Below are 23,570 nucleotides of genomic sequence, written 5' to 3' on the forward strand. Positions count from 1 at the left end.
GGTGTCACGCCCTGTCGGCCACGCGCTCGCCGAGCAGGCCCTGTGGCCGCAGCAGGAGCACGAGGATGAGGAGTACGAAGGCCCAGACGTCGGACCAGGACTGGCCGCCGAGCTGCTGCATTCCGGGAACTTCGGCGATGTAGGCGGTGGAGATGGCCTCGGCGACGCCGAGGACGAGACCGCCGATCATGGCGCCGTAGATGTTGCCGATGCCGCCGAGGACGGCGGCGGTGAAGGCCTTGAGCCCGAGCAGGAAGCCCATCTTGAAGTTGACCTCGCCGTACTTGAGGCCGTAGGCGACGGCTCCGACCGCCGCGAAGGCGGCGCCGAGGGCGAACGCGACCATGATGATGCGGTCGGTGTTGATGCCCATCAGCTTGGCGGTGTCGGGGTCCTGGGCGGTGGCCTGCATGCCGCGTCCGGTGCGGGTCTTCATGACGAACCAGCCGAGGATCACCATGCAGATCGGGGCGGCGGCGATCAGGAAGATGTCACCGCCCTGCAGGGTGACGGAGCCGATCTCGAAGGGGCCGAGGTCGAGTTCGGGGAAGGTGAGCGACTTGGTCGCGTCGGGGTACCAGGCCCAGACGGCCTGCTGCAGGGCGATGGAGAGGCCGATGGCGGTGATGAGGGGGGCGAGGCGGGGCGCGCCGCGCAGGGGCCGGTAGGCCAGTCGTTCGGCTCCGACGCCGACGAGGACGGCGGCTATGACGCCGCCGACGATCATCAGAGGCAGCGCGATGGCCATACCGGTGCCGTCGGGCAGGACGTAGAGGTAGACCGTGAGGGCGCCGAACCCACCGATCATGAAGATCTCGCCATGGGCGAAGTTGATGAGCTGGACGATGCCGTAGACCATTGTGTAGCCGATGGCGACCAGGCCGTACATGGCTCCTAGGAGCAGGCCGTTGACCAGCTGCTGCGGCAGTTCGTTCACCGCATTGCCTCCGAGACTTGGGACGGACAGGGCCGCGCGCGGCGCTGGGTGCAGCGCCCCGCGCGGCCCTGGGTGTGGCGGGTGGGTGGGTGGTGTCAGTCGGTGAAGGTGCCGGACTTCACGGCGACGTGCTCACCGTTCTTGACCTCGTAGACCGTCAGCTGCTTGTTGGTGGTGTCACCGAACTCGTCGAAGGAGACGGTTCCGGAGACGCCTTCGAAGCTGACGCCCTGGAGAGCCTCGACGACCTGCTTGCGCGCGTCCTCGGGGAGCTTGCCGTCGTTCTTCTCGGTGACGGCCTTGACCGCCTCGATGATCGACCAGGCGGCGTCGTAGGAGTAGCCGCCGTAGGCCTCGTAGGCGTCCTTGTAGCCCTCGGCCTGGTAGTTGGCGATGAACTCCTTGGCGGAGTCCAGCTTCTCCAGCTCGGAGCCCACCAGGGTGGCGAAGTCGCCTTCGCTGCTCTTGCCGGCGAGCTTGATGTACTCGGGGGACTTGAGGGCGTCACCGCCGACGAAGGCGACGTCGGCGCCCGCGGCCTTGATCTGCTTGCTGAGCGGGCCGCCGGCCGGGTACTCGCCGCCGTAGAAGACGACCTGGGCGCCGGAGGACTTGACCTTGGTGGCGACCGCGGCGAAGTCCTTGGCCTCGGGGTTGATGTGCTCGGTGCCGACGACCTTGCCGCCGAGCTTCTCGTACTCGCCCTTGAAGGTGGCGGCGAGGCCCGCGCCGTAGGTCTTCTTGTCGTCGATGATGAAGGCCTTGGTGAGCTTGGCCTCGTTGTAGACGTACTGGGCGGCGAACGGGCCCTGGATCGCGTCGGTGGTGGCGGTGCGGAAGTAGGAGGCGAAGGGGCGCTTCTTCTCCTTCTGCCAGTTCAGACCCTGGGTGAGGGAGGGGTTGGTGTTGGCCGGGGAGACCAGTGCGGTGTTCGCGTCGTTGAAGACCTTCTGCATGGCCTCGCCGACGCTGGAGTTCAGCGGGCCGACGACGCCGATGACGTCCTCCTGGCCGACGAACGTGGTGGCGTTCTGCTGACCGGAGGTCGGCTGGGCCTGGTCGTCGAGGGCCTTCAGTTCGAAGGTGACGCCCTTGACGTACTTCTCCTTGTTGGCCGTCTTGACCGCGAGGTCGACGGAGTTCTTCATGCCCAGACCCAGCGCGGAGAGGTCGCCGGTCAGCGGGGCGTCGAGGCCGATGACGACCTTGGTGTCGCCGTCGGAGCCGCCCTTGTTGCCCTCGTCGCGCGAGCCGCAGGCGGTAAGGGTGAGCGCTCCCACCGCCAGCGTGGCGGTCAGTGCGAGGAGACGTTGACGCACGGTGTGTCCTTTCCCTGGCACGGCCGTTCCGGTCCGGAGCGCGGCCGAGTCGAGGCGCTGGGCGGATTTGCTGTTCCCACGGCGCGGTGACTGGCGGTGACTCTAGGCGCGAGGTGGTTATAGGGAGGAGTGCCTGACCAATGCTGTGACGCTCTTGTTATGACACGAGGTAATGCAGAGCGGTAAGGAGTGGGTGGAAGAGGTTAATTCCGGCGGATTCGGCCGGTCCGCATGTTGAGAAATCGCAGGACGGGGCGTTTCTGGGTTCAGGTGTCTTCCCATTTTTACTCATTACCTGACAGCGTTGTCACGAGGTTGATGAATGCAGCATGCATTCATTTCGTTCGCGTTACGCAGTGTTACTTCCGGAAGAAGAAGACGCGAAAAAGGGGCGCCCCGGGCGGCGGTGCCGCCGGGGCGCCCCGGGAGGGTGCGCAACGGGCCGTCAGGCGTCGCGCAGGAGGCAGGTGAGGCGGGCGCTGCAGACGCGGCGGTCCTGGTCGTCGCTGATGACGATGTCGTAGGTGGCCGTGGAGCGGCCCCGGTGGACCGGGGTGGCCACGCCGGTGACCACGCCGGAGCGGAGGCCGCGGTGGTGGGTGCAGTTGAGGTCGACGCCGACGGCGATCTTGGAGGGGCCGCCGTGGAGCATGGAGCCGACCGAGCCGAGGGTCTCGGCGAGGACGGCGGAGGCACCGCCGTGGAGCAGGCCGTAGGGCTGGGTGTTGCCCTCGACCGGCATGGTGCCGACGACCCGTTCGGCCGAGGCCTCCTTGATCTCGATGCCCATGCGGGTGCCGAGGTGACCGGCGGAGAAGAGGGCGGGGAGGTCGAGGCCGAGGCTCGCGTACTCGTCGAGGACTTCCTGCGGGAACTTCACGGTGTGCTGCTCGCCCATGGGGCCGGCTCCAATTCTTTCGGGGGAGACCTGGTGCGGTGGCTGGTGCGGCGGTGCCGGCACCGGTACCGTCGCACCACCGGCTGAGCAAACGCTCAGTCGGTTCCGGATTGTTCCAGACGAATCACCACGGACTTGCTGGCCGGGGTGTTGCTGACGTCGGCGGTGGAGTCCAGCGGCACCAGGACGTTGGTCTCCGGGTAATAGGCGGCGGCGCACCGCCGGGCGGTGGGGTAGTGGACCACCCGGAAGCCGGGGGCCCGGCGTTCGGTCCCGTCGCTCCACTCGGAGACGAGATCGACGCAGGAGCCGTCGGCGATGCCCAGTCCGGCGGCGTCCTCGGGGTGGACGAGCACGACGCGGCGGCCGCCGTGGATGCCGCGGTAGCGGTCGTCGAGGCCGTAGACCGTGGTGTTGTACTGGTCGTGCGAGCGGAGGGTCTGCAGCAGCAGGCGGCCCTCGGGGATCACCGGGTACTCGACGGGCGCGGCGGTGAAGTTGGCCTTGCCGGTGGCCGTGGGGAAACGGCGTTCGTCGCGGGGCGCGTGGGGGAGCGTGAAGCCGCCGGGGCGCGCGATGCGGGCGTTGAACTCCTCGAAGCCGGGGACCACGCGCGCGATGCGGTCGCGGACGGTGGCGTAGTCCTTCTCGAACTCCTCCCAGGGCGTGGCGCTGCCGGGGCCGAGGACGCGGCGCGCGAGGCGGCAGACGATGGCCGGCTCGGAGAGCAGGTGGGGGCTCGCCGGTGCGAGGCGGCCGCGGGAGGCGTGCACCATGCCCATGGAGTCCTCGACCGTGACGAACTGCTCGCCGCCCGCCTGGAGGTCGCGTTCGGTGCGGCCGAGGGTGGGGAGGATCAGGGCGCGGGCGCCGGTGACGGCGTGCGAGCGGTTGAGCTTGGTGGAGACGTGGACGGTGAGGCGGGCCCGCCTCATGGCGTCCTCGGTGACGTCGGTGTCCGGGGTGGCGGCGACGAAGTTGCCGCCCATGGCGAAGAACACCTTGGCGGCGCCGTCCCGCAGGGCGCGGATGGCGTTGACGACGTCGAGGCCGTGGTGGCGGGGCGGGGCGAAGCCGAATTCGGCCTCCAGGGCGTCGAGGAAGGCGGGCGCGGGGCGTTCGAAGATGCCCATGGTGCGGTCGCCCTGGACGTTGGAGTGACCTCGCACGGGGCAGACGCCGGCTCCGGGGCGGCCGATGTTGCCGCGCAGCAGGAGGAAGTTGACGACCTCGCGGATGGTGGGGACGGAGTGCTTGTGCTGGGTGAGGCCCATGGCCCAGCAGACGATGGTGCGCTTCGAGGCGAGCACCATGTCGAGGGCCCGGTGGATCTCCTCGCGGGTGAGGCCGGTCGCGGCGAGGGTCTCCGCCCAGTCGGCGGCGCGGGCCGCCTCGGCGAACTCCTCGTAACCGTGGGTGTGTTCCCGGACGAACGCCTCGTCGACGGCGCCCTCGGTCTCCAGGACCAGTTTGTTGAGGAGGCGGAAGAGGGCCTGGTCGCCGCCGATGCGGATCTGGAGGAAGAGGTCGGTGAGGGCGGTGCCGGTGACGAGGCCCCTGGGGGTCTGCGGGTTCTTGAAGCGTTCGAGCCCCGCCTCGGGCAGCGGGTTGACGCTGATGACACGGGCGCCGGCGGCCTTGGCCTTCTCCAGGGCGGTGAGCATCCGCGGGTGGTTGGTGCCGGGGTTCTGCCCGGCGACGATGATCAGGTCGGCCTGGTGGAGGTCCTCGAGGCTGACGCTGCCCTTGCCGATCCCGATGGTCTCGGTGAGGGCGGAGCCGGAGGACTCGTGGCACATGTTGGAGCAGTCGGGCAGGTTGTTGGTGCCGAACTCGCGGGCGAAGAGCTGGTAGAGGAACGCGGCCTCGTTGCTGGTCCGCCCGGACGTGTAGAACACCGCCTGGTCGGGGGAGCCGAGGGCGTGGAGCTCCTCGGCGATCACGTCGAAGGCCTCGTCCCAGCCGATGGGCTCGTAGTGGGTGGAACCCTCGGCGAGGTACATGGGACGGGTCAGGCGGCCCTGCTGGCCCAGCCAGTAGCCGCTGCGGCCGGCGAGGTCGGCGACCGAATGGGCGGCGAAGAATTCCGGGGTGACCCGGCGGAGGGTGGCCTCCTCGGCGACGGCCTTGGCGCCGTTCTCGCAGAACTCCGCGGCGTGCCGCTCGTCGCCCTCGGGCCAGGCGCAGCCGGGACAGTCGAAGCCGTCCTTCTGGTTGACCCGCAGCAGGGTCAGGGCCGTGCGGCGGACCCCCATCTGCTGGTGGGCGATGCGCAGGGTGTGGCCGATGGCGGGCAGACCGGCCGCTGCGTGCCGGGGCTCGGAGACGCGGGGGGCGTCCTGCGCGGGATCGGCGGCGGGGGGCTTGCTCACCATGGCGCTCACCTCTTCTGCACCGGCGGTGCGGCTGTCGGGTCGGCTGTCGTCCAAGATCCTTGCACGGGGCCGCGGGCCGCGGGAGGGCTGTGGAGGAGGCTCCGCGGGACCTGTGGACAACTCTCGCCGGACGGCCCGGCCGATCACCGCCAGGAGTGACGGGGGGACGGTGCGGTGCGGGGCGGCCGGTGGGTGGGCGCTGGCTGTCCGTGGAGCGTGGCAGGATCGAGGGCGTGGTGGATACAGCATCGAAGAAGACCGAAACGACCCCCGGCGGTGAGCGTCCGCGGCTGATGCTCATGGACGGGCACTCGCTCGCGTACCGCGCGTTCTTCGCGCTGCCCGCGGAGAACTTCACGACGGCGCAGGGCCAGCCGACGAACGCGATCTACGGCTTCGCCTCGATGCTGGCCAACACGTTGCGCGACGAGGCGCCGACCCACTTCGCGGTGGCGTTCGACGTGTCCCGCAGGACGTGGCGGTCGCAGGAGTTCACCGAGTACAAGGCGAACCGGGCGAAGACGCCGGACGAGTTCCGCGGCCAGGTGGAGCTGATCGGCGAGCTGCTGGACGCGATGGGCGTGCGGCGGTTCGCGGTGGACGGCTTCGAGGCGGACGACGTCATCGCGACCCTGACGACGCAGGCGGAGGCGGAGGGCTTCGACGTCCTGATCGTCACCGGCGACCGCGACTCCTTCCAGCTGGTGTCCGACCGCACCACGGTGCTGTACCCGACCAAGGGCGTCTCGGAGCTGACCCGGTTCACGCCCGAGAAGGTCTTCGAGAAGTACGGCCTGACCCCGGCGCAGTACCCCGACTTCGCGGCGCTGCGCGGCGACCCGTCGGACAACCTGCCGGGCATCCCGGGTGTGGGCGAGAAGACGGCCGCGAAGTGGATCAACCAGTTCGGCTCGTTCGCCGAGCTGGTGGAGCGGGCCGAGGAGGTCAAGGGCAAGGCGGGGCAGAACTTCCGCGACCACCTGGAGTCCGTGAAGCTGAACCGCCGGCTGACCGAGATGGTCCGGGACGTCGAGCTGCCGGTGGGGGTCACCGCGCTGGAGCGGGCGGCGTACGACCGCAAGGCGGTCGCGATGATCCTGGACACCCTGGAGATCCGGAACCCGTCGCTGCGCGAGCGGCTGTTCGCCGTGGACCCGGGCGCCGAGGAGGAGGAAGGCCCCTCGCCCGCCGCGCAGAGCGGCGTCGAGCTGGACGGCTCGGTGCTGTCCACCGGCGAGCTGGCGCCCTGGCTCGCGGAGCACGGGCAGGACGGCCCGCTGGGCGTCGCGGCGGTCGGCGCGTGGGCGCTGGGCGAGGGTTCGGTGGCCGAGGTCGCGCTCGCCGCGGCGGGCGGCCAGGCGGCCTGGTTCGACCCTGCGCAGCTCGACGAGGCCGACGAGACGGCCTGGGCGGCGTGGCTGGCCGACGGGGCCAGGCCGAAGGTGTTCCACAACGTGAAGGCCGCGATGCGGCTGTTCGGCGAACACGGCTGGACGGTCGACGGCGTCACCATGGACACGGCGCTGGCCGCCTACCTGGTCAAGCCGGGCCGCCGGTCCTTCGACCTGGACGCGCTGTCCCTGGAGTACCTGGGCCGCGAGCTCGCCCCCGCCGAGGCGGCCGGCGGGCAGCTGGCCTTCGGCGCGGACGACGACGCCCAGGCCGAGGCGCTGATGGTGCAGGCGCTGGCCGTGCTGGACCTGGCGGCGGCGTTCGAGGGCCGGCTCGAGGAGGTGGGCGCCGCCGGGCTGCTGCGCGACATGGAACTGCCGACGTCGGCGCTGCTGGCGCGGATGGAGCGGCACGGCATCGCCGCCGACCGGGACCACCTGGGCAAGATGGAGCAGATGTTCGCGGGCGCGGTCCAGCAGGCCGTGCGGGAGGCGCACGCGGCGGCGGGCCACGAGTTCAACCTCGGATCCCCGAAGCAGCTCCAGGAGGTCCTCTTCGGCGAACTGGGCCTGCCGAAGACCAAGAAGACCAAGACCGGTTACACCACGGACGCGGACGCGCTGGCCTGGCTGGCCCAGCAGACCGAGAACGAACTCCCGGTGATCATGCTGCGGCACCGGGAACAGGCCAAGCTGCGGACGACCGTGGAGGGCCTGATCAAGACGATCTCCGCGGACGGCCGGATCCACACCACCTTCAACCAGACGGTGGCGGCCACGGGCCGGCTGTCGTCGACGGACCCGAACCTGCAGAACATCCCGGTGCGCACGGACGAGGGCCGGGCGATCCGCCGCGGATTCGTGGTCGGCGAGGGCTACGAGTCGCTGATGACGGCGGACTACAGCCAGATCGAACTCCGGGTGATGGCCCACCTGTCCGAGGACGAGGGCCTGATCGAGGCGTTCACCTCCGGCGAGGACCTGCACACCACGGTCGCCTCCCAGGTGTTCTCGGTGGAGCGGTCGCAGGTCGACCCCGAGATGCGGCGGAAGATCAAGGCCATGTCGTACGGCCTGGCCTACGGACTGTCGGCGTTCGGCCTGTCGCAGCAGCTGAACATCGACGCCGGCGAGGCGCGGGTGCTGATGGACACCTACTTCGAACGGTTCGGCGGGGTGCGGGACTACCTGCGCCGGGTCGTCGACGAGGCCCGGGCGACCGGGTACACGCAGACCATCCTCGGCCGCCGGCGGTACCTCCCGGACCTGAACAGCGACAACCGGCAGCGGCGGGAGGCGGCCGAGCGGATGGCGCTCAACGCGCCGATCCAGGGCACCGCCGCGGACATCGTGAAGATCGCCATGCTGAAGGTCGACGCGGCGCTGCGGGAGGCGGAGCTGAGGTCGCGGATACTGCTGCAGGTCCACGACGAAATCGTGCTGGAGATCGCGCCCGGCGAACGGGCCGCGGTGGAGGAACTGGTCCGGAGGGAGATGGCGGGAGCGGCGGCCCTGCGGGCGCCGCTGGACGTGTCGGTCGGCGTGGGCCGGGACTGGGAGTCCGCGGCGCACTGAGCGACCGGATGCGCCTGCTCCCCCCGGGGATGCCGGCGCCCGCACGGGCCGCGTCCCCCCGTCCGGGGGCGCGGCCCGTGCCGCTTCGCGGAGGCGGTACGGGACCGCCGCCTGCCGGGTGCCGCTGCGGGGTGCGGGGTTGCGGGGTTGCGGGGGTGCGGGTCGCCTGCCGGGCGGGCCGGTGTCGCCCGGGAGCCGCCGGGGCCGGCGGTTCGTGTCACCCGGGCGGACCCCATGGAAGCGACGTGGACCGTGGGCGGGGCGAGGATGCGGGGCATGGGTATACGCATGCTCGGCCGGACTCCGGTGGGAGCGGAAGCGGTCATATCCGCGCTGCGTCCGCCGGTGCGCCCCCTCGCCCCGACCGCGAGCACGGCCCGTCGTCACCCCGGCTGGACGGCCGGAGCGCGACGGCGGGCCCGTGACCTGTGGGAGGCGGTGGCCGGCCGGCAGCCCGTGGTGGTGCTCTCGCTGGCGGTGGGCCCCGCCCAGACGGCCGCCCGCCGCACCTGGGGACTGGTGGTCCGGCTGGTCCGCCCGGGCGCCTCCCGCCGGATCGCGGTCACCGTGGTGCCGCTGCCCGGCTTCCCTCCTCCTCCCGCGCCCCCGGCTCCCCGGCCGCCGCGCGCGGATCCCGGGACGGGCGCCGCCACACCCTGACGGCGGTCCCGTGGAGCAGCAGGCCGACCACGAGGCCCGCACCGGCGCCGAAGCAGAGCGTCGGGATGATCTCCCAGGGCTTGGCGACATGCCCCCAGTAGGCCCACCAGCGCACCACCCGTGCCGTCGCCGCGATCCCCGCGCACAGCGCCAGCAGCGCCCAGGCGGCCCAGCGGTCACGCCGTGACAGCGGCGGCAGCCCGAGCCCTCCGCCGTCGGGGGCCTTCCGCAGCGCGCGGGCCAGGAACCAGACGATGACCACCGCGGCGACCGCCGACCCCCCGTACTGCATGTACCAGTAGAGGGGCGAGCCCGCGATCTCCTCGCCCAGCACCGGGAAGACCCGCATCCCCCACTGGTCCAGGTGGGTGAAGGCGTCCCACACCACATGGGTGAGAGCCCCCAGCACGGCCGACAGGTACCAGGCGGCGGCCAGGGCGGGCCGGAGCCGTGCCCTGGGCGTCGCGCAACGGGTCAGCGCCGCGGCCCGCCCGCGGACCCGCCGCGGCAGCAACGCGACCAGCGGCTCCCGCAGCAGCAGCCAGGCGCCCACCAGCAGCCAGGCGATCGCCACGTCGACCGTCAGCACGCCGGCGAACGAGTGGGTGACGTCCCCGAAGGCCATCGCGTCGGGCAGCGCGCTCGCCGCGTAGTACGTCATGTCGGGGGCGAACGACCCGGCGACCAGCACCGACGGCACCAGCAGGGCGGCCCGCCCGGTGCCGTCGGTGCGGACCGCGGGCAGGACGGCGACGGCATGACTGAGGGTGAACGGCAAGGACGACTCCTGATCCCGGAGGGCACGGCACACGCCGACGGCGCGGCCACGGCACGGCGCGACCACGGCACCGTGACGGCCGCGGCAGCGCGACGGCCACGGCGGCGGCCGCGGCGGTCGGTACGACGACGACGCGGCGGCGACGCCGCGGAGCGCGGTACCGGGCCCGCCCGGTGGCGCGGCCGGGACCACGCCCGCGCCGACAAGGGACGTCACCGGCCACCCTTCGGTTCCCCGGAACCGGCCGCGTCCGAATTCCGCACGCCGCACCGCGCCCAAGTCCTTGCCAATCACCCGATATCGGACACCAACGGGTAGGCGGGCGACGCAAGTTGGCGTAGGGTCACCTGATTGCGGTATCGAATCTCTGTCCGCGAGGCGGACCGAGGGACCAGAAGTCGGTCGTCCAGGGAGGGAACGCTCGATGGCGGCGCATATCGGCAGGCATCTGCGCAGAGGGGCGGCGACCACGGCGGTGGCCGCGATCGCGGTCGCGGCGCTGACCGCTTCGCAGGCGCCGGGAGTGGCCGAGAGGCCCAGATCGGAGACCGGTGATTCCCAGCCGGTCCCCGACCTCGCCGAGAGTCCGGGCGACGACTCGTACTACACGGACCTCCCGCCGCTGAACTCCCCGGCCGGCGGCAGCGACAGCAGCGAATCCGGCATACCCGCGACGGTCCTCGACGCCTACAAGAAGGCCGAGGCGACCCTGAGGCAGGCCAAGCCGGACTGCAACCTGCCGTGGCAACTCCTCGCCGCCATCGGGCAGGTGGAGTCCGGCCAGGCCCGCGGCGGCCGTGTCGACAGCGCCGGCACCACCACCTCGCCCATCGTCGGCCCCGCCCTCAACGGCGAGGGCTTCGCGCACATCAGCGACACCGACAACGGCGCCTTCGACGGCGACGCCACCTACGACCGCGCCGTGGGCCCCATGCAGTTCATCCCGTCGACCTGGGAGTGGGCGGGCAAGGACGGCAACGGGGACGGGGCGAAGGACCCCAACAACGTCTACGACGCCGCGCTGGCCGCCGGGCACTACCTGTGCCGCTACAACTGGAACCTCGCCGAGCGTGAGGACCTCGAGCGGGCGGTCCTCAGTTACAACAACTCCCGCGACTACCTCAACACGGTGCTGCGGTGGATGGAGACCTTCCGCAAGGGCGTCCAGGAGATCCCCGACGGCACCGGCACCCTGCCGGTCCACCGCAACGACGGCGACACCATCACGCCCACCTCCCCGTCCGCCCCGCCGTCCGCGGGTCCGCGTGACGGCGTCGGCAATGGCGGCAGCGGTGGCGGTGGCGGTGGCGGCAACGGCGGCGGCAGCGGCGGCGGGTCCGAAACGCCCGGCGCGGGAGGCGGCGGTACGACGCCTCCGCCCGCCACGACGCCTCCGGCGAGCCCCCAGACGCCCACCGACTCGGTGCACCGCCTGGAGCGCGCGGCGGGCGGCTCGCTCAGCGCGGTGGCCGGCACGGCCTTCGGCGAGGACATCGCCGTCCGGGCGGAGACCTCCGCCGGGGCGGGCGTCGGCAAGGTGCGGATCCGGTTCACCGTCGTCGGCGACACCGGTACGGCCTTCGAGGGCGGCGAGACCATCGCCACCGTGCAGACGGACGGCAGCGGCGTCGCCACGGCGCCCGCGCTGGTCGCCGGGGAGAAGGCCGGTGCCTTCATGGTCCGGGCCACCGTCGTCGGCCGTGACGTGACGGCCGCCGAGTGGGACGGCGTCGTGACCGTCCGCACCGCGGACAAGCTCACCCTGGCCGAGGGCGAGCCCCTGGTGTGCCCCGTCGGCGGGGAGTTCGCCGGGAGGATCGCCGTCAGCGCCACCCGCGGCGGCGCGCCCGCCGCCAGGGTCGGCGCCACCGTCACGCTGATCAAGTCGGTCGAGGACGCCGGCGAGAACGACAAGGGCCCGTACTTCGAGGGCGCCGACGGCAAGCCGGTCCGCACCCTCGGCCTCACCGCCGACGCCGACGGCGTGCTGACCCTGCCCGCCCTGTTCGCGGGCGACACGGCCGGCTCCTACCTGCTGCTCGTGGACACGCCGGGAGCGGGCACCCTCACCGTGGAGCTGACGGTGGAGGCCACCGCGGAGGGCACCACCGGCGAGGTCTCCGGCACGGCCTGACCCCGCCCCTCCTCGCACCGCGTCAGGGCCGGCCCCCTTCCGGAAGGGGCCCGGCCCTGACGCGTGCGACCGCCCGCGCACGCGTCTGCCCGCACCCACCCCCGGCACCGCCCGCCCCGGTGGCGCTCCCGCGGCAGCACGGCCGCCCGCACGGGGCGCCCCGGTGCGGACCCGTGCGCCTGCCCGTCAGCCGCGTGCCTGTACGCCCCGCCGAGCGGCCGCCCGGCCGGTCCGGCCGCCTGACCGCCCGTCAGCCGCCCTCGCGCCGCAGCCGGGCGTTGGTGTGCCGGGTGGGCACGGCCGTCGCCGGGTCCTCGGGCCACGGGTGCCGGGGGTACCGCCCCCGCAGCTCCGCCCGCACGCCCCGGTAGCCCTCCCGCCAGAACGAGGCGAGGTCGGCGGTGACCGCGACGGGACGCCCGGCCGGTGACAGCAGGTGCACCACCACCGGCACCCCCGCCACCGAGGGCGACCCGGCCGACCCGAACATCTCCTGGAGCTTCACCGCCAGCACCGGCCGCTCGGGATCGGCGTAGTCGACCCTGATCCGCGAGCCGGACGGCACCTCCAGACGCTCCGGCGCCAGTTCGTCCAGCCGCGCACCCTCGCCGGACGCCCACGGCAGCAGGCGCACCAGTCCCTGCCCGGCGTCGATCCGGCCCAGGTCCGCCCGGCGCCGGGCCCGCCCGAGCTCCGGCTCCAGCCACTCCCGCGCCCGTGCCAGCAGCGCCTCGTCGGACACGTCGGGCCAGGGATCGCCCAGCCGCCCGCGCAGGAACGCCAGCCGCTGCCGGAGGACCTCGGCGTCCCGGGACCAGCGCAGCAGCCCCAGCCCCTCCCTCCGCAGGCCGTCCAGCAGCGCCGCGCGGATCCGCGCGGGCTCCGCGTCCCGCAGCGGCCGGACCGTCAGCTCCACCGCGCCCAGCCGTTCCACCCGGCGGGCCACCACGTCGCCGTCCGCCCAGCGGACCTCCTCGCCCTCCGCGAGCAACGGCGCCGCCGCGCGGCGGGCGACCTCCTCGTCGACCACCGCGGCCAGCCGGATCCGGGCGTGCCCCTGGCCCACCGGCCGGTCGGCCACCGCCACCGCCAGCCAGGAGGCGGCGCGCAGCGGCGAGCCCTCCGGAACCTCCGCGCGGGTGCCGCCGGCCATCAGGCAGGAACCGCCCTCCACCCGGCCGACCCGCTCCGGGAAGGCCAGCGCCGCCACCGCACCGGCCACCTGGTCGTCGGTGCGCAGCCGGACCGGCCCGGCTTCCCCGGCGGCGTCGCCGGCCAGGGAGCGCAGCCGGCGGGCCTCCGCGCGCCAGCGGGCCGCGTAGCCTCCCCCGGACTCCGCCGCGGCCCGCCCCCCGCCGCCCCGCGCGCTCCGCCAGGCGGCCGCGAGGTCGCGGGCCAGTCCGGAGTCCACCACCACGCGGACGCCCGGGACGGTCAGCGAGGACTCCGCCACCGAGGTGGCGAGCACGACCCGGCGGCGCCCACCGGGGGACAGCACCGCGTCCTGCACGGCGGCGGGGGCGCGGCCGTGGACCTGGAGGACGTCCACCCCGAGCGCCCGAAGGCCGTCGAGGGCCCCGGCGACCCGGGCGATCTCGCCGACCCCGGGCAGGAAGCACAGGACGTCGCCGTCCCGTTCCGCCAGGGCGCGGCGGACGACCGAGGCCACGTGGGCCAGCAGCGCCGGATCGACGCGCGTGCCGTGCGGCGGGCGCACCGGACGCGGCGGGGGAGCCCACACCGTCTCCACCGGATGGGCCGTGCCGTGCGCCTCCACCACGGGGGCGCCGCCCAGCAGCCTCGCCCAGCCCCCGGCGTCGGTGGTGGCGGAGGCGGCGACCAGCCGCAGGTCGGGGCGGAGGGTCTCGCGCACGTCCAGCAGGAACGCGGCGGCGGTGTCGGCGTCCAGATGGCGCTCGTGGCACTCGTCGAGGACGACCGTGCCCACGCCCGCGAGCTCCTGGTCGCGCTGGAGGCGCTGCAGCAGGACACCGGTCGTCACGACCTCGACGCGGGTGCGGGAGGAGACCGCGCGGTCGCCGCGGACCCGGTACCCCACCGTCCCGCCGACGCTCTCGCCGAGCAGCCAGGCCATGCGGCGGGCGGCGGCCCGGGCGGCGATGCGGCGCGGTTCGGCGACGATCACCCTGCCCCGGTCCGGGCCGCCCGCGGGGCCGGTCAGCCCGGCGAGGGCGAGGGGGACCAGCGTGGTCTTGCCGGTGCCGGGCGGTGCGCACAGGACGGCCGCGCCGTGGCCGTCCAGCGCCTCCTCCAGCGGTGGCAGGGCGGAACGGACCGGGAGCTCCAGGGCGGCGTCACGCATCACCCGCCCAGTCTCCCAGGGGTTCCGTGACGGTCCGGGGTCAGTCCCGGTCGCAGACGAAGACCGCCGTGCCCGGGATGAGCCCGCCCCGCAGCGGCGACCAGCCGCCCCACTCGGCGTCGTTCCACACCGGCCACTCCGGCTCCACCAGGTCGGTCAGCCGGAACCCGGCGCCGACCACGTCGCGCACCCGGTCGCCGACCGTCCGGTGGTGCTCCACGTAGACGGCGCGCCCCCGCTCGTCCTGCTCGACGTACGGGGTGCGGTCGAAGTAGGAGGCGGTCACGCTCAGTCCCTCGGGGCCGGGCTCGTCGGGGAAGGCCCACCGGACGGGGTGGGTCACCGAGAAGACGAACCGCCCGCCGGGCCGCAGCACCCGGTGCACCTCCCGCAGCACCTGCCCGGGGTCGGCGACGAAGGGGATCGCCCCGTAGGCGGAGCAGGCCAGGTCGAAGGAGCCGTCGGCGAACGGCAGGACCGAGGCGTCCGCCTCGACCAGGGGGAACGCGGAGCCGATCCGCAGCGCGTGCTGGAGCTGGCGGTGGGAGAGGTCCAGGGCGACCGGCCTGGCGCCCTGGGCCGCGAGCCAGCGGGAGCACTGGGCGGCGCCGGCGCCGATCTCCAGGACGTCCCGCCCCGCCAGCGTCCCGGCCGGGCCGAGCAGGCGGGCGTCCTCCTCGTCCAGCCCCTCGGGGCCCCAGACGAAGCGGTCGTCGCCGAGGAAGGCGCCGTGCTCCGTCTGGTACTCGTCGGCGTTGCGGTCCCACCAGCCCCGGCTGGCCCGGGAGCTCTCCGCCGCCGAGGTCTCACGGCGGGTGGCCTCCGCCTCGTCCGCCCCGTGGACGCCGGCCCCCGCGGCCGTTCCGGCCGGATCCGTGGCCGCCTGAAAACCGCTGGACTCTTGGATGACCGGCTCCTCACCGCTAATCTTCGAACCGTTCGCGCGACGTCCGCGCCGGGTGCAGAAGTCCTCCACGGACGCCTGCCGACGGGTGCCGCGCGAATCGCGGCGGCCACCTCGCACGACGAAATTTCTGCCGGGATTGTGGCATTTCGGCCGTGGTGCGCGCTTCGCGCATTGACCCTGCCCGGCTGCCCCCGTATGCTACAAGTTGCGCTGCGGGCCTGCGCACCTCAGACGTAGCAGGTCGCGCTCGCATCTGTTGTATGTCCCCTCGGTTGTCGAGGCGCTGCTGGAAAAAGCGGCGCTTCCTTGGCTGTCCGGCTTCTGCAGAGCGAAACGGGCTCCCGGCGTAAGCAGTACCTACGACTTCAATGTCCGTACCGGAGCCCTTTCCCACATGACGAGCAGCACCGAGACCACCGCCACCACGCCGCAGGTAGCGGTCAACGACATCGGTAACGAGGAAGCCTTCCTCGCCGCGATCGACGAGACGATCAAGTACTTCAACGACGGCGACATCGTCGACGGCGTCATCGTGAAGGTCGACCGGGACGAGGTCCTGCTCGACATCGGTTACAAGACCGAAGGTGTCATCCCGAGCCGCGAGCTCTCGATCAAGCACGACGTCGACCCCAACGAGGTCGTCAAGGTCGGCGACGAGATCGAGGCCCTCGTCCTTCAGAAGGAGGACAAGGAAGGCCGCCTGATCCTCTCGAAGAAGCGCGCCCAGTACGAGCGTGCCTGGGGCACCATCGAGAAGATCAAGGAAGAGGACGGGATCGTCACCGGTACCGTCATCGAGGTCGTCAAGGGTGGTCTCATCCTCGACATCGGTCTCCGCGGCTTCCTCCCGGCCTCCCTGGTCGAGATGCGCCGTGTCCGCGACCTCCAGCCCTACGTGGGCAAGGAGCTCGAGGCCAAGATCATCGAGCTGGACAAGAACCGCAACAACGTGGTCCTGTCCCGCCGTGCCTGGCTCGAGCAGACCCAGTCCGAGGTCCGCCAGACCTTCCTCACCACCCTCCAGAAGGGGCAGGTCCGCTCCGGCGTGGTCTCCTCGATCGTCAACTTCGGTGCCTTCGTGGACCTGGGTGGCGTCGACGGTCTGGTCCACGTCTCCGAGCTCTCCTGGAAGCACATCGACCACCCCTCCGAGGTTGTCGAGGTCGGCCAGGAGGTCACCGTCGAGGTCCTCGACGTCGACATGGACCGCGAGCGTGTCTCCCTGTCGCTGAAGGCGACGCAGGAGGACCCGTGGCAGCAGTTCGCCCGTACCCACCAGATCGGCCAGGTCGTTCCGGGTAAGGTCACCAAGCTGGTTCCGTTCGGTGCGTTCGTCCGCGTCGACGAGGGCATCGAGGGTCTGGTCCACATCTCCGAGCTGGCCGAGCGCCACGTGGAGATCCCGGAGCAGGTCGTCCAGGTCAACGACGAGATCTTCGTCAAGGTCATCGACATCGACCTCGAGCGCCGCCGCATCAGCCTCTCGCTGAAGCAGGCCAACGAGGCCTTCGGCGCCGACCCGTCGGCGGTCGAGTTCGACCCGACCCTGTACGGCATGGCCGCGTCCTACGACGACCAGGGCAACTACATCTACCCCGAGGGCTTCGACCCCGAGACCAACGACTGGCTCGAGGGCTACGAGAAGCAGCGCGAGGAGTGGGAGCGCCAGTACGCCGAGGCGCAGACCCGCTTCGAGCAGCACCAGGCCCAGGTCATCAAGTCCCGCGAGGCCGACGAGCAGGCCGCTGCCGAGGGTGGCGACGCCGCTCCGGCCGCGACCGGTGGCGGTTCGTACTCCTCCGAGGGCGGCGACACCTCCGGTGCGCTGGCTTCGGACGAGGCGCTGGCCGCGCTGCGCGAGAAGCTGGCCGGCGGCCAGAGCTGAACGCGTTCCGCGCGTCCGGTTCGGCAATGAGCTGACGCGAGCCTGACGGAAGGCCCCGTCCGCACCCGAGAGGGAGCGGGCGGGGCCTTTCCGCTGCCCGGGGCATCCCGCCGGCACCAGGGAGCCCCCAGCCGGGGGACGGCGGAGCGCCCGCCGACGCGGACGGCACGGGGTTCCGCCGCCCGGCCGGGAGCGGGGCCCGCCGCCTCCGGCTCCTGCCGGCCGTCCTCACTCCGGCGGTGCGGGAATGCCCGCGCCCCCGGACACGTTCTGTGATCGAGGAAAGACAGGAGGACCCCACAGTGCTTGATCCGCAGGGTTTGTACGCATGGGAGCCGAACGGCCTGGCCGTCGCCGAGATGGCGCTCGCCCAGGAGTCGGCCGGCCTGGTCATGCTCTACCACTTCGACGGGTACATCGACGCGGGCGACACCGGAGACCTGATCGTCGACCGCCTCCTCGACACACTGCCCCACCAGCTCGTCGCCCGGTTCGACCACGACCGGCTCGTGGACTACCGGGCGCGCCGCCCCCTGCTGACCTTCGACCGGGACCACTGGTCGGGCTACGAGGAGCCCGCGCTGGAGCTCCGGATCCTCCAGGACGCCACCGGAGCGCCCTTCCTGCTGCTGTCCGGTCCCGAGCCGGACGTCGAGTGGGAACGGTTCGCCGCCGCCGTGCGGGAGATCGTGGAGCGCCTGCGGGTCCGGCTCAGCGTCAACTTCCACGGCATCCCGATGGGCGTCCCGCACACCCGCCCGGTGGGCGTGACCCCCCACGGCAGCCGTGCCGACCTGGTGCCCGCGCCGCGCAGCCCCATCGGGGAGGCACAGGTGCCGGGCAGCGCCGAGGCCCTCGTCGAGTACCGGCTGACCCAGGCGGGGCACGACACCCTCGGCGTCGCCGCGCACGTCCCGCACTACGTCGCCCGCTCGCGCTACCCGGACGCCGCGCTCACCGTCGTGGAGGCGGTCACCTCCGCCACCGGCCTGGTGCTCCCCGCCGTCGCGCACGCGCTGCGCACCGAGGCCCAGCGCACCCAGACCGAGATCGAGCGGCAGGTCCGGGAAGGGGACGAGGAACTGGTCGCCCTGGTCCAGGGCCTGGAGCACCAGTACGACGCGGCGGCCGGCGCCGAGACCCGCGGCAACCTGCTCGCCGACCCGGCCGACCTGCCGTCCGCGGAGGAACTCGGGCGCGAGTTCGAGCGGTTCCTGGCCGAGCGGGAGGGCGGCGAGGGCTGACCGCCGGGCGTCCGCCCGCCCCCGGCCCCTGTTCGCGCGGCCGGAGCCGCGCACTAGGCTGCGGTCATGCTGACTGTGGGGCTGACCGGCGGAATCGGCGCCGGCAAGAGCGAGGTGTCCCGGCTGCTCGTGGAGCACGGGGCGGTGCTGATCGACGCGGACCGCATCGCGCGGGAGGTCGTCGAGCCGGGCACGCCGGGACTCGCCGCCGTGGTGGAGGCCTTCGGCCCCGAGGTGCTGGCCGCCGACGGCAGCCTGGACCGGCCGAGGCTCGGCGCGATCGTCTTCGCCGACCCCGGGAAGCGGGCCGTCCTCAACTCGATCGTGCACCCGCTGGTCGGGGAACGCTCCCGCGCCCTGGAGGCGGCCGCCCCGGCCGACGCCGTGGTGGTCCACGACGTGCCGCTGCTGACCGAGAACGGGCTGGCGCCGCTCTACGACCTGGTCGTGGTGGTCGACGCCGCCCCCGCCACCCAGCTCGACCGGCTGACCGGGCTGCGCGGGATGAGCGAGGAGGACGCCCGGGCCCGCATGTCCGCGCAGGCCACCCGGGAGCAGCGGCTGGAGATCGCGGACATCGTCATCGAGAACGACGTGCCGCTGCCGGAGCTGGAGCGGCGGGTCGCCGAGGTGTGGCGGGAGCTGACCCGGCGGGCCCGGCCGGCGCGATAGCGGTCCGTCGCACGAGTCGAAGCCGCCCACGGAGGGAAGGAACCAGACGTGCCCGACACTGGTGGAGCGTCCGGGAGGACCCCCGAGACGCACGTCATCGACTTCCGCGCCGCCGAGCAGCTGCTGGCCGCACGGGACCCCCGGGGTGCCGTGAAACTGCTCGACGCGGTGATCGACGCCCATCCGGAGAACACGGCGGCACGCCTGCTGCGGGCCCGCGCGTTCTTCGCCGCCGCGCAGCTCAGGCCCGCCGAGCTGGAGTTCGCCGTCGTGCTGGAGCGCGAGCCGGACAACGCCTACGCGCACTTCGCCCTGGGCCGCACCTACGAGCGGCAGGGCAAGCACGACCAGGCCCGCCGGCACTTCCGGCTGGCCGCCGCGCTGGACCCCCGGCCGGACTTCGTGCGCGCCGCGCGCTTCGACCCGCCGGCGGACGCGCCGGAATGACCCCGCGGGGGCGTCATTCCGGGTAGTGGTACGGGGGGACGTCCGGGCCCGGCTGGTAGTGCGGTCCCTGCCGCAGGTGGCGGACGACCACCACCAGGTCGACCAGGACGACCAGCAGCGCGGCTCCGCAGATCAGCGCCCAGCCCGGGTGCCCGGTGAAGACGAAGACCGTGATGCCGAACACCGAGGCGGCCACGCCCCACAGGCTCAGCCACAGCCGCAGGCGCAGGGCGCTGCGCGCATGCCTCGGTTCGTCTCCGGAACGACGCATCCTGCCTCACTCTCCCTGACGAACGGGCCACCACCGGCGGCCCGGTGACGGGCGCCCCACCGGACGTCCCGCCGGGCCCGCACCCGGACGCCCCTGTCACGCCGCGGCCGGGACACGTCCTGTCGTGCCGCGGTCCGGACGCCCCTGCCGCGCCGCCGTCCGGACACGCCCCGGCACGGTGGCCCGGACCCTCCCCCGCGGCCCCGCGCGGCGGGCCGGGCCCGGGAGGCGGGAGGCGGGTCAGCCCTGCGGTCCGGCGGCCGACGCGGCCCGGCGGGAGGCCTCCAGCCCGCGCAGCCGCTCCATCTCGCGCCGGTCCCGCTTGGTGGGCCGGCCCGCCCCGCGGTCGCGGATCCCGGCCGGGGCGACCGCCTCGCGCGGCGGAGGCGGCGGGCTGTTGTCCACGTAGCACTCGACGGCCACGGGAGCGCCGACCCGCTTGCGGATCAATTGCTTGACCACGACGACCCGTTCCCGGCCCTCCTGCCGGACGCGGACCTCGTCGCCGGTCTTCAGCGCGTGGGCGGGCTTGACCCGCTCCCCGTTCACCCGGACGTGCCCGCCGCGGCAGGCGGCGGCCGCCAGCGAGCGGGTCTTGACCAGGCGCACCGACCAGATCCAGACGTCCACCCGAACGCTCTCACTCATGCCGTCGACTCTACTGCGCACGGCCCGGCCCGCGGGGCCCGGGCGGGACGGCCGATCGGCCCACCCTGGCGTGCGCCCGCGGCGCGGCGGTCCCAGGCTGGGTGACGCCAGCGACGCCGGAGGGGAGCAGCCCGTCCATGAGCAGTGCCGTACCGCCGACCCGGGACGAGACCGGGGACGGGCAGCCGGGGCGCCGGCGGTTCGTCTTCCCCAGCGCGCCGACCGTGCTGGTGCTCGTCACCCTGGCGGTCTGGCTGCTGGCCTTCCTCATCCCCTCCGGCGTCTACGACCGGGACGAGGACGGTGCGCCGGTACAGGGCACCTACCACCGCGTCGATTCCGGGCTGAGCTTCCTCGACCGGCTGGAGGACCTCTTCCTCGCGCCGGTCAACGGCCTCTACGGCATCCGGGACGAGAACGGGGTGGTCGGCCCCGACCTGGCGGGCGAGCTGTACGGCGCGGCCGGCGTCTTCCTCTACGTCCTGGCGATCGGCGCGTTCATCACCATGGTGTTCGCGACCGGCGCCCTCAACCACGGCATCGAACGGCTGGCCCACCGGCTGCGGAACCGCGGTTCGCTGCTGATCGCGGTGATCATGCTGGTCTTCGCGGTGCTGGGCACGGTCTCCGGGTTCGCCGAGGAGACGCTGGGCTTCTACGGCCTGGTGGTGCCGCTGATGCTCGCGCTGGGCCACGACAGGATGACCGCGCTCGGGGTGACCGTCCTCGGCGCGGGCATCGGCGTGCTGACCTCGACGGTCAACCCGTTCGCGACCGGGGTGGCGTCCTCGGCCGCCGGGATCTCGCTGGGCGACGGCATCGTGCTGCGCTTCGTGATGTGGCTGGCGCTGACCTCGGTGACCGTCGGGTACGTGCTGCTCTACGCCCGCCGGGTGCGGCGGAACCCGGAACGCTCGCTCTCCGGCTTCCTGCCCGGGGACCGGGAACTGGCCGCCCAGTCGCGGCGCGAGGTGCCGCCGCTGGGCGGCACGGAGCGGGCGGTGCTGGCCGTCATGGTGCTGGTCTTCACCTTCATGATCTTCGCGGTGGTCCCCTGGTCCGCCGCGCTCACCGGCGACGCCGACGCCGAGCCGTACGGGTTCGAGCTGGGCTGGTACTTCCCGCAGCTCGCGGCGATGTTCCTGGTCGCGGCGGTGCTGGTGGGCGTCGTCGCGCGGATGGGCGAGCAGCGGGTCAGCGAGACGGTGGTGCGGGGCGCGGCGGACTTCGTCGCGCCCGCGCTGGTGGTGGTGCTGGCCCGAGGGGTCACCGTGATCATGAACAACTCGCGGATCACCGACACCGTGCTGCACGGCGTCGAAGGGGTGGTGGAGGGCACCTCGTCGGGGATCTTCGCGATCCTGGTGTTCGTGGTGAACCTGCCGCTGGCGTTCCTGATCCCCTCGACCTCCGGGCACGCCACCCTCGCCATGCCGATCATCGCGCCGCTGGCCGACTTCGCGGGCGTCTCCCGGGCGGTGGCGGTCACCGCCTGGCAGGCGTCCAGCGGGCTCATGAACCTCTGGGTGCCGACGAGTGCGGTGATCATGGGCGGCTGCGCGCTGGCCAAGGTGGGCTACAACCGGTACGTCCGGTTCGTGCTGCCGCTGCTCGGACTGCTGTTCCTGCTGGTCTGCCTCTTCCTGGCGCTGGGCGCGGCCTTCACCTGACCGGTGGTCCGGCCGCCCGCCTCCCCTACGCTGGGACGGTATGGACGACGACCTCGCAGCCCTCGACCGGCGTGTCTGCGCGTGCCGGGCCTGCCCGCGGCTGGTCGCCTGGCGGGAGGAGGTGGCCCGGGTCAAGCGGGCGTCGTTCGCCGACTGGGAGTACTGGGGGCGGCCGGTGCCCGGGTTCGGGCCGCCGGACGCACGGGTCGCGGTGATCGGGCTGGCCCCCGCCGCGCACGGCGGCAACCGCACCGGGCGGATGTTCACCGGGGACCGGTCCGGGGACGTGCTGTACGCCGCGCTGCACCGGGTGGGCCTGGCCTCGCAGCCGGCCTCGACCCACCGGGGCGACGGGCTGGAGCTGTACGGGGTCCGGGTGACGGCGCCGGTGCACTGCGCGCCCCCGGCGAACCGTCCCACCCCGCTGGAGCGGGACACCTGCCGGACCTGGCTGGTCCAGGAGCTGACCCTGCTGCGGCCCACCCTGCGCTCGGTGGTGGTACTCGGCGCCTTCGGCTGGCAGGCGGCGCTGCCGGCCCTCTCGGCGGCGGGGTGGACGGTGCCGCGCCCGCGGCCGGCGTTCGGCCACGGAGCCCGGGTGCGGCTGGAGCCCGCCGTCCCGGGGGCGGCGCCGCTGGAGGTGCTCGGCTGTTTCCACGTCAGCCAGCGGAACGTCTTCACGGGCAGGCTCACGCCGGAGATGCTGCGCGAGGTCCTGGCCGCCGCGGCCACGGCCGCCGGACTCTGACCGCAACGGACCCGCGGCGGACGTGCCGGGTCCACGGACGCGCCGGGCCCACGGGTGTGCCGGGTCCGCGGATCCGCCGGGTCCGCGGCGGCCGCACCGGTCCCGGCGGAGTCCGCGGCTGTGCGCCCGGCGGAGGCACGAGGGCGCACGTCCGTCAGGGGCGCCGGACGTACCGGACGTCGGGTTCGCCCTCCCCGACGAGGTTCCCGTCCGTCCAGCGGCACCGTTCCGGCGAGGAAGGCGAGCCCGGTCCGGGCCTCCACCACGCAGGCGTGGGAGCAGGAGGGCGGAGGCAGGAGGCCCGGGGCGGTCACGACGCGCTCGATCACGCGACCTCCGGTGCTGGGGGCCCCGCACGGTGCGGGGCACGCAGGTCATGGTGCGGCGCGGCCCCCCGCCGCACCCCGATCCACCCGTCACGCACTCGCAACACCGCTGTTCGCGCCGGTTCTCCGACGCTCGGTACGGTGAGTTCGTCCCGCCCGGCCGACGACGCCCGAAGACGTCCACCGCACCCGACGGGAGTCCCCGTGACCGTCCGCCCCCGCACCCCGCTGCCGCCCTGGCTGGAGCACGCGCTGCGCACGCGGCGCGAGCCCGTCCCGTGGGGGGCCGTGGTCCGGGGCGCCTGCGCCGCCGGGCCGCTGCTGGCGGCGGCACTGGCCGCGGGCCGGCCGTCCGCCGGGGT

The 23,570-nt window shown here is 73.3% G+C and carries 18 protein-coding genes; 9 read left to right on the forward strand and 9 right to left on the reverse strand.

The window, feature by feature from the left end; genetic code table 11:
* Positions 1-4 precede the first annotated feature (4 nt).
* The 4 genes from A2U95_RS16310 to A2U95_RS16325 form a co-directional block, all read right to left on the reverse strand.
* On the reverse strand, positions 5-937 hold the full coding sequence (locus A2U95_RS16310) for a branched-chain amino acid ABC transporter permease (RefSeq protein ID WP_166023215.1): 933 nt from the start codon (positions 935-937) through the stop codon (positions 5-7).
* 95 nt (positions 938-1,032) lie between these two features.
* Positions 1,033-2,256 (reverse strand): branched-chain amino acid ABC transporter substrate-binding protein, encoded by a 1,224-nt coding sequence (locus A2U95_RS16315; RefSeq protein ID WP_166023217.1) that lies wholly within the window; start codon positions 2,254-2,256, stop codon positions 1,033-1,035.
* A 445-nt stretch (positions 2,257-2,701) separates the two neighbouring features.
* Positions 2,702-3,154, reverse strand: coding sequence for a PaaI family thioesterase (locus A2U95_RS16320; protein WP_166023219.1), 453 nt, complete (start codon positions 3,152-3,154; stop codon positions 2,702-2,704).
* 95 nt (positions 3,155-3,249) lie between these two features.
* Positions 3,250-5,529: an FdhF/YdeP family oxidoreductase gene (locus A2U95_RS16325; protein WP_166023221.1), complete on the reverse strand. Its 2,280-nt coding sequence runs from the start codon at positions 5,527-5,529 to the stop codon at positions 3,250-3,252.
* A gap of 233 nt (positions 5,530-5,762) precedes the next feature.
* Between A2U95_RS16325 and polA the strand changes: the two genes are divergently transcribed.
* Together polA and A2U95_RS16335 are read left to right on the forward strand one after the other, a co-directional pair.
* On the forward strand, positions 5,763-8,495 hold the full coding sequence (gene polA, locus A2U95_RS16330) for a DNA polymerase I (RefSeq protein WP_166023223.1): 2,733 nt from the start codon (positions 5,763-5,765) through the stop codon (positions 8,493-8,495).
* 276 nt (positions 8,496-8,771) lie between these two features.
* On the forward strand, positions 8,772-9,155 hold the full coding sequence (locus A2U95_RS16335) for a hypothetical protein (protein WP_166023225.1): 384 nt from the start codon (positions 8,772-8,774) through the stop codon (positions 9,153-9,155).
* Here A2U95_RS16335 and A2U95_RS16340 read toward each other — a convergent pair.
* Positions 9,058-9,933, reverse strand: coding sequence for a DUF4184 family protein (locus A2U95_RS16340; RefSeq protein ID WP_166023227.1), 876 nt, complete (start codon positions 9,931-9,933; stop codon positions 9,058-9,060). The genes A2U95_RS16335 and A2U95_RS16340 overlap by 98 nt on opposite strands.
* 424 nt (positions 9,934-10,357) lie before the next feature.
* Between A2U95_RS16340 and A2U95_RS16345 the strand changes: the two genes are divergently transcribed.
* A complete protein-coding gene (locus A2U95_RS16345; RefSeq protein WP_166023228.1) occupies positions 10,358-12,067 on the forward strand; it encodes a lytic transglycosylase domain-containing protein in 1,710 nt (569 codons plus the stop codon).
* A 250-nt stretch (positions 12,068-12,317) separates the two neighbouring features.
* On the opposite strand, the gene A2U95_RS16350 is transcribed toward A2U95_RS16345, so the two are convergent.
* The gene (locus A2U95_RS16350) at positions 12,318-14,390 is read right to left on the reverse strand and encodes an ATP-dependent RNA helicase (RefSeq protein WP_166025284.1); all 2,073 of its coding nucleotides are present in this window, start codon (positions 14,388-14,390) and stop codon (positions 12,318-12,320) included.
* A 40-nt stretch (positions 14,391-14,430) separates the two neighbouring features.
* Positions 14,431-15,366 carry a class I SAM-dependent methyltransferase gene (locus tag A2U95_RS16355; RefSeq protein ID WP_166025286.1) on the reverse strand — a complete coding sequence of 312 codons (936 nt, stop codon included), beginning with the start codon at positions 15,364-15,366 and terminating at the stop codon, positions 14,431-14,433.
* Between the two features lie 325 nt (positions 15,367-15,691).
* Between A2U95_RS16355 and rpsA the strand changes: the two genes are divergently transcribed.
* From rpsA to A2U95_RS16375, 4 genes are all read left to right on the forward strand, one after another.
* Positions 15,692-17,182 (forward strand): 30S ribosomal protein S1, encoded by a 1,491-nt coding sequence (gene rpsA / locus A2U95_RS16360; RefSeq protein WP_151772746.1) that lies wholly within the window; start codon positions 15,692-15,694, stop codon positions 17,180-17,182.
* Between the two features lie 302 nt (positions 17,183-17,484).
* Positions 17,485-18,426 carry a PAC2 family protein gene (locus A2U95_RS16365; protein WP_166023230.1) on the forward strand — a complete coding sequence of 314 codons (942 nt, stop codon included), beginning with the start codon at positions 17,485-17,487 and terminating at the stop codon, positions 18,424-18,426.
* 66 nt (positions 18,427-18,492) lie between these two features.
* Positions 18,493-19,098 carry a dephospho-CoA kinase gene (gene coaE, locus A2U95_RS16370; protein ID WP_166023232.1) on the forward strand — a complete coding sequence of 202 codons (606 nt, stop codon included), beginning with the start codon at positions 18,493-18,495 and terminating at the stop codon, positions 19,096-19,098.
* Between the two features lie 48 nt (positions 19,099-19,146).
* Complete coding sequence (locus A2U95_RS16375; protein WP_166023234.1) at positions 19,147-19,545, forward strand: tetratricopeptide repeat protein; 399 nt, start codon at positions 19,147-19,149, stop codon at positions 19,543-19,545.
* Between the two features lie 13 nt (positions 19,546-19,558).
* Here A2U95_RS16375 and A2U95_RS16380 read toward each other — a convergent pair whose 3' ends face one another.
* Positions 19,559-19,816, reverse strand: a complete 258-nt coding sequence (locus A2U95_RS16380; protein WP_166023236.1) for a DUF6343 family protein — start codon at positions 19,814-19,816, stop codon at positions 19,559-19,561.
* Between the two features lie 240 nt (positions 19,817-20,056).
* On the reverse strand, positions 20,057-20,560 hold the full coding sequence (locus tag A2U95_RS16385) for an RNA-binding S4 domain-containing protein (RefSeq protein ID WP_420857026.1): 504 nt from the start codon (positions 20,558-20,560) through the stop codon (positions 20,057-20,059).
* A 41-nt stretch (positions 20,561-20,601) separates the two neighbouring features.
* Between A2U95_RS16385 and A2U95_RS16390 the strand changes: the two genes are divergently transcribed.
* Together A2U95_RS16390 and A2U95_RS16395 are read left to right on the forward strand one after the other, a co-directional pair.
* A complete protein-coding gene (locus tag A2U95_RS16390; RefSeq protein WP_166023240.1) occupies positions 20,602-22,134 on the forward strand; it encodes a YfcC family protein in 1,533 nt (510 codons plus the stop codon).
* 40 nt (positions 22,135-22,174) lie between these two features.
* Positions 22,175-22,882: a uracil-DNA glycosylase gene (locus tag A2U95_RS16395; RefSeq protein ID WP_166023242.1), complete on the forward strand. Its 708-nt coding sequence runs from the start codon at positions 22,175-22,177 to the stop codon at positions 22,880-22,882.
* Positions 22,883-23,570: the final 688 nt, after the last annotated feature.

The organism is Streptomyces chilikensis (assembly GCF_001642695.1).
Taxonomy (GTDB): Bacteria; Actinomycetota; Actinomycetes; order Streptomycetales; family Streptomycetaceae; genus Streptomyces; species Streptomyces chilikensis.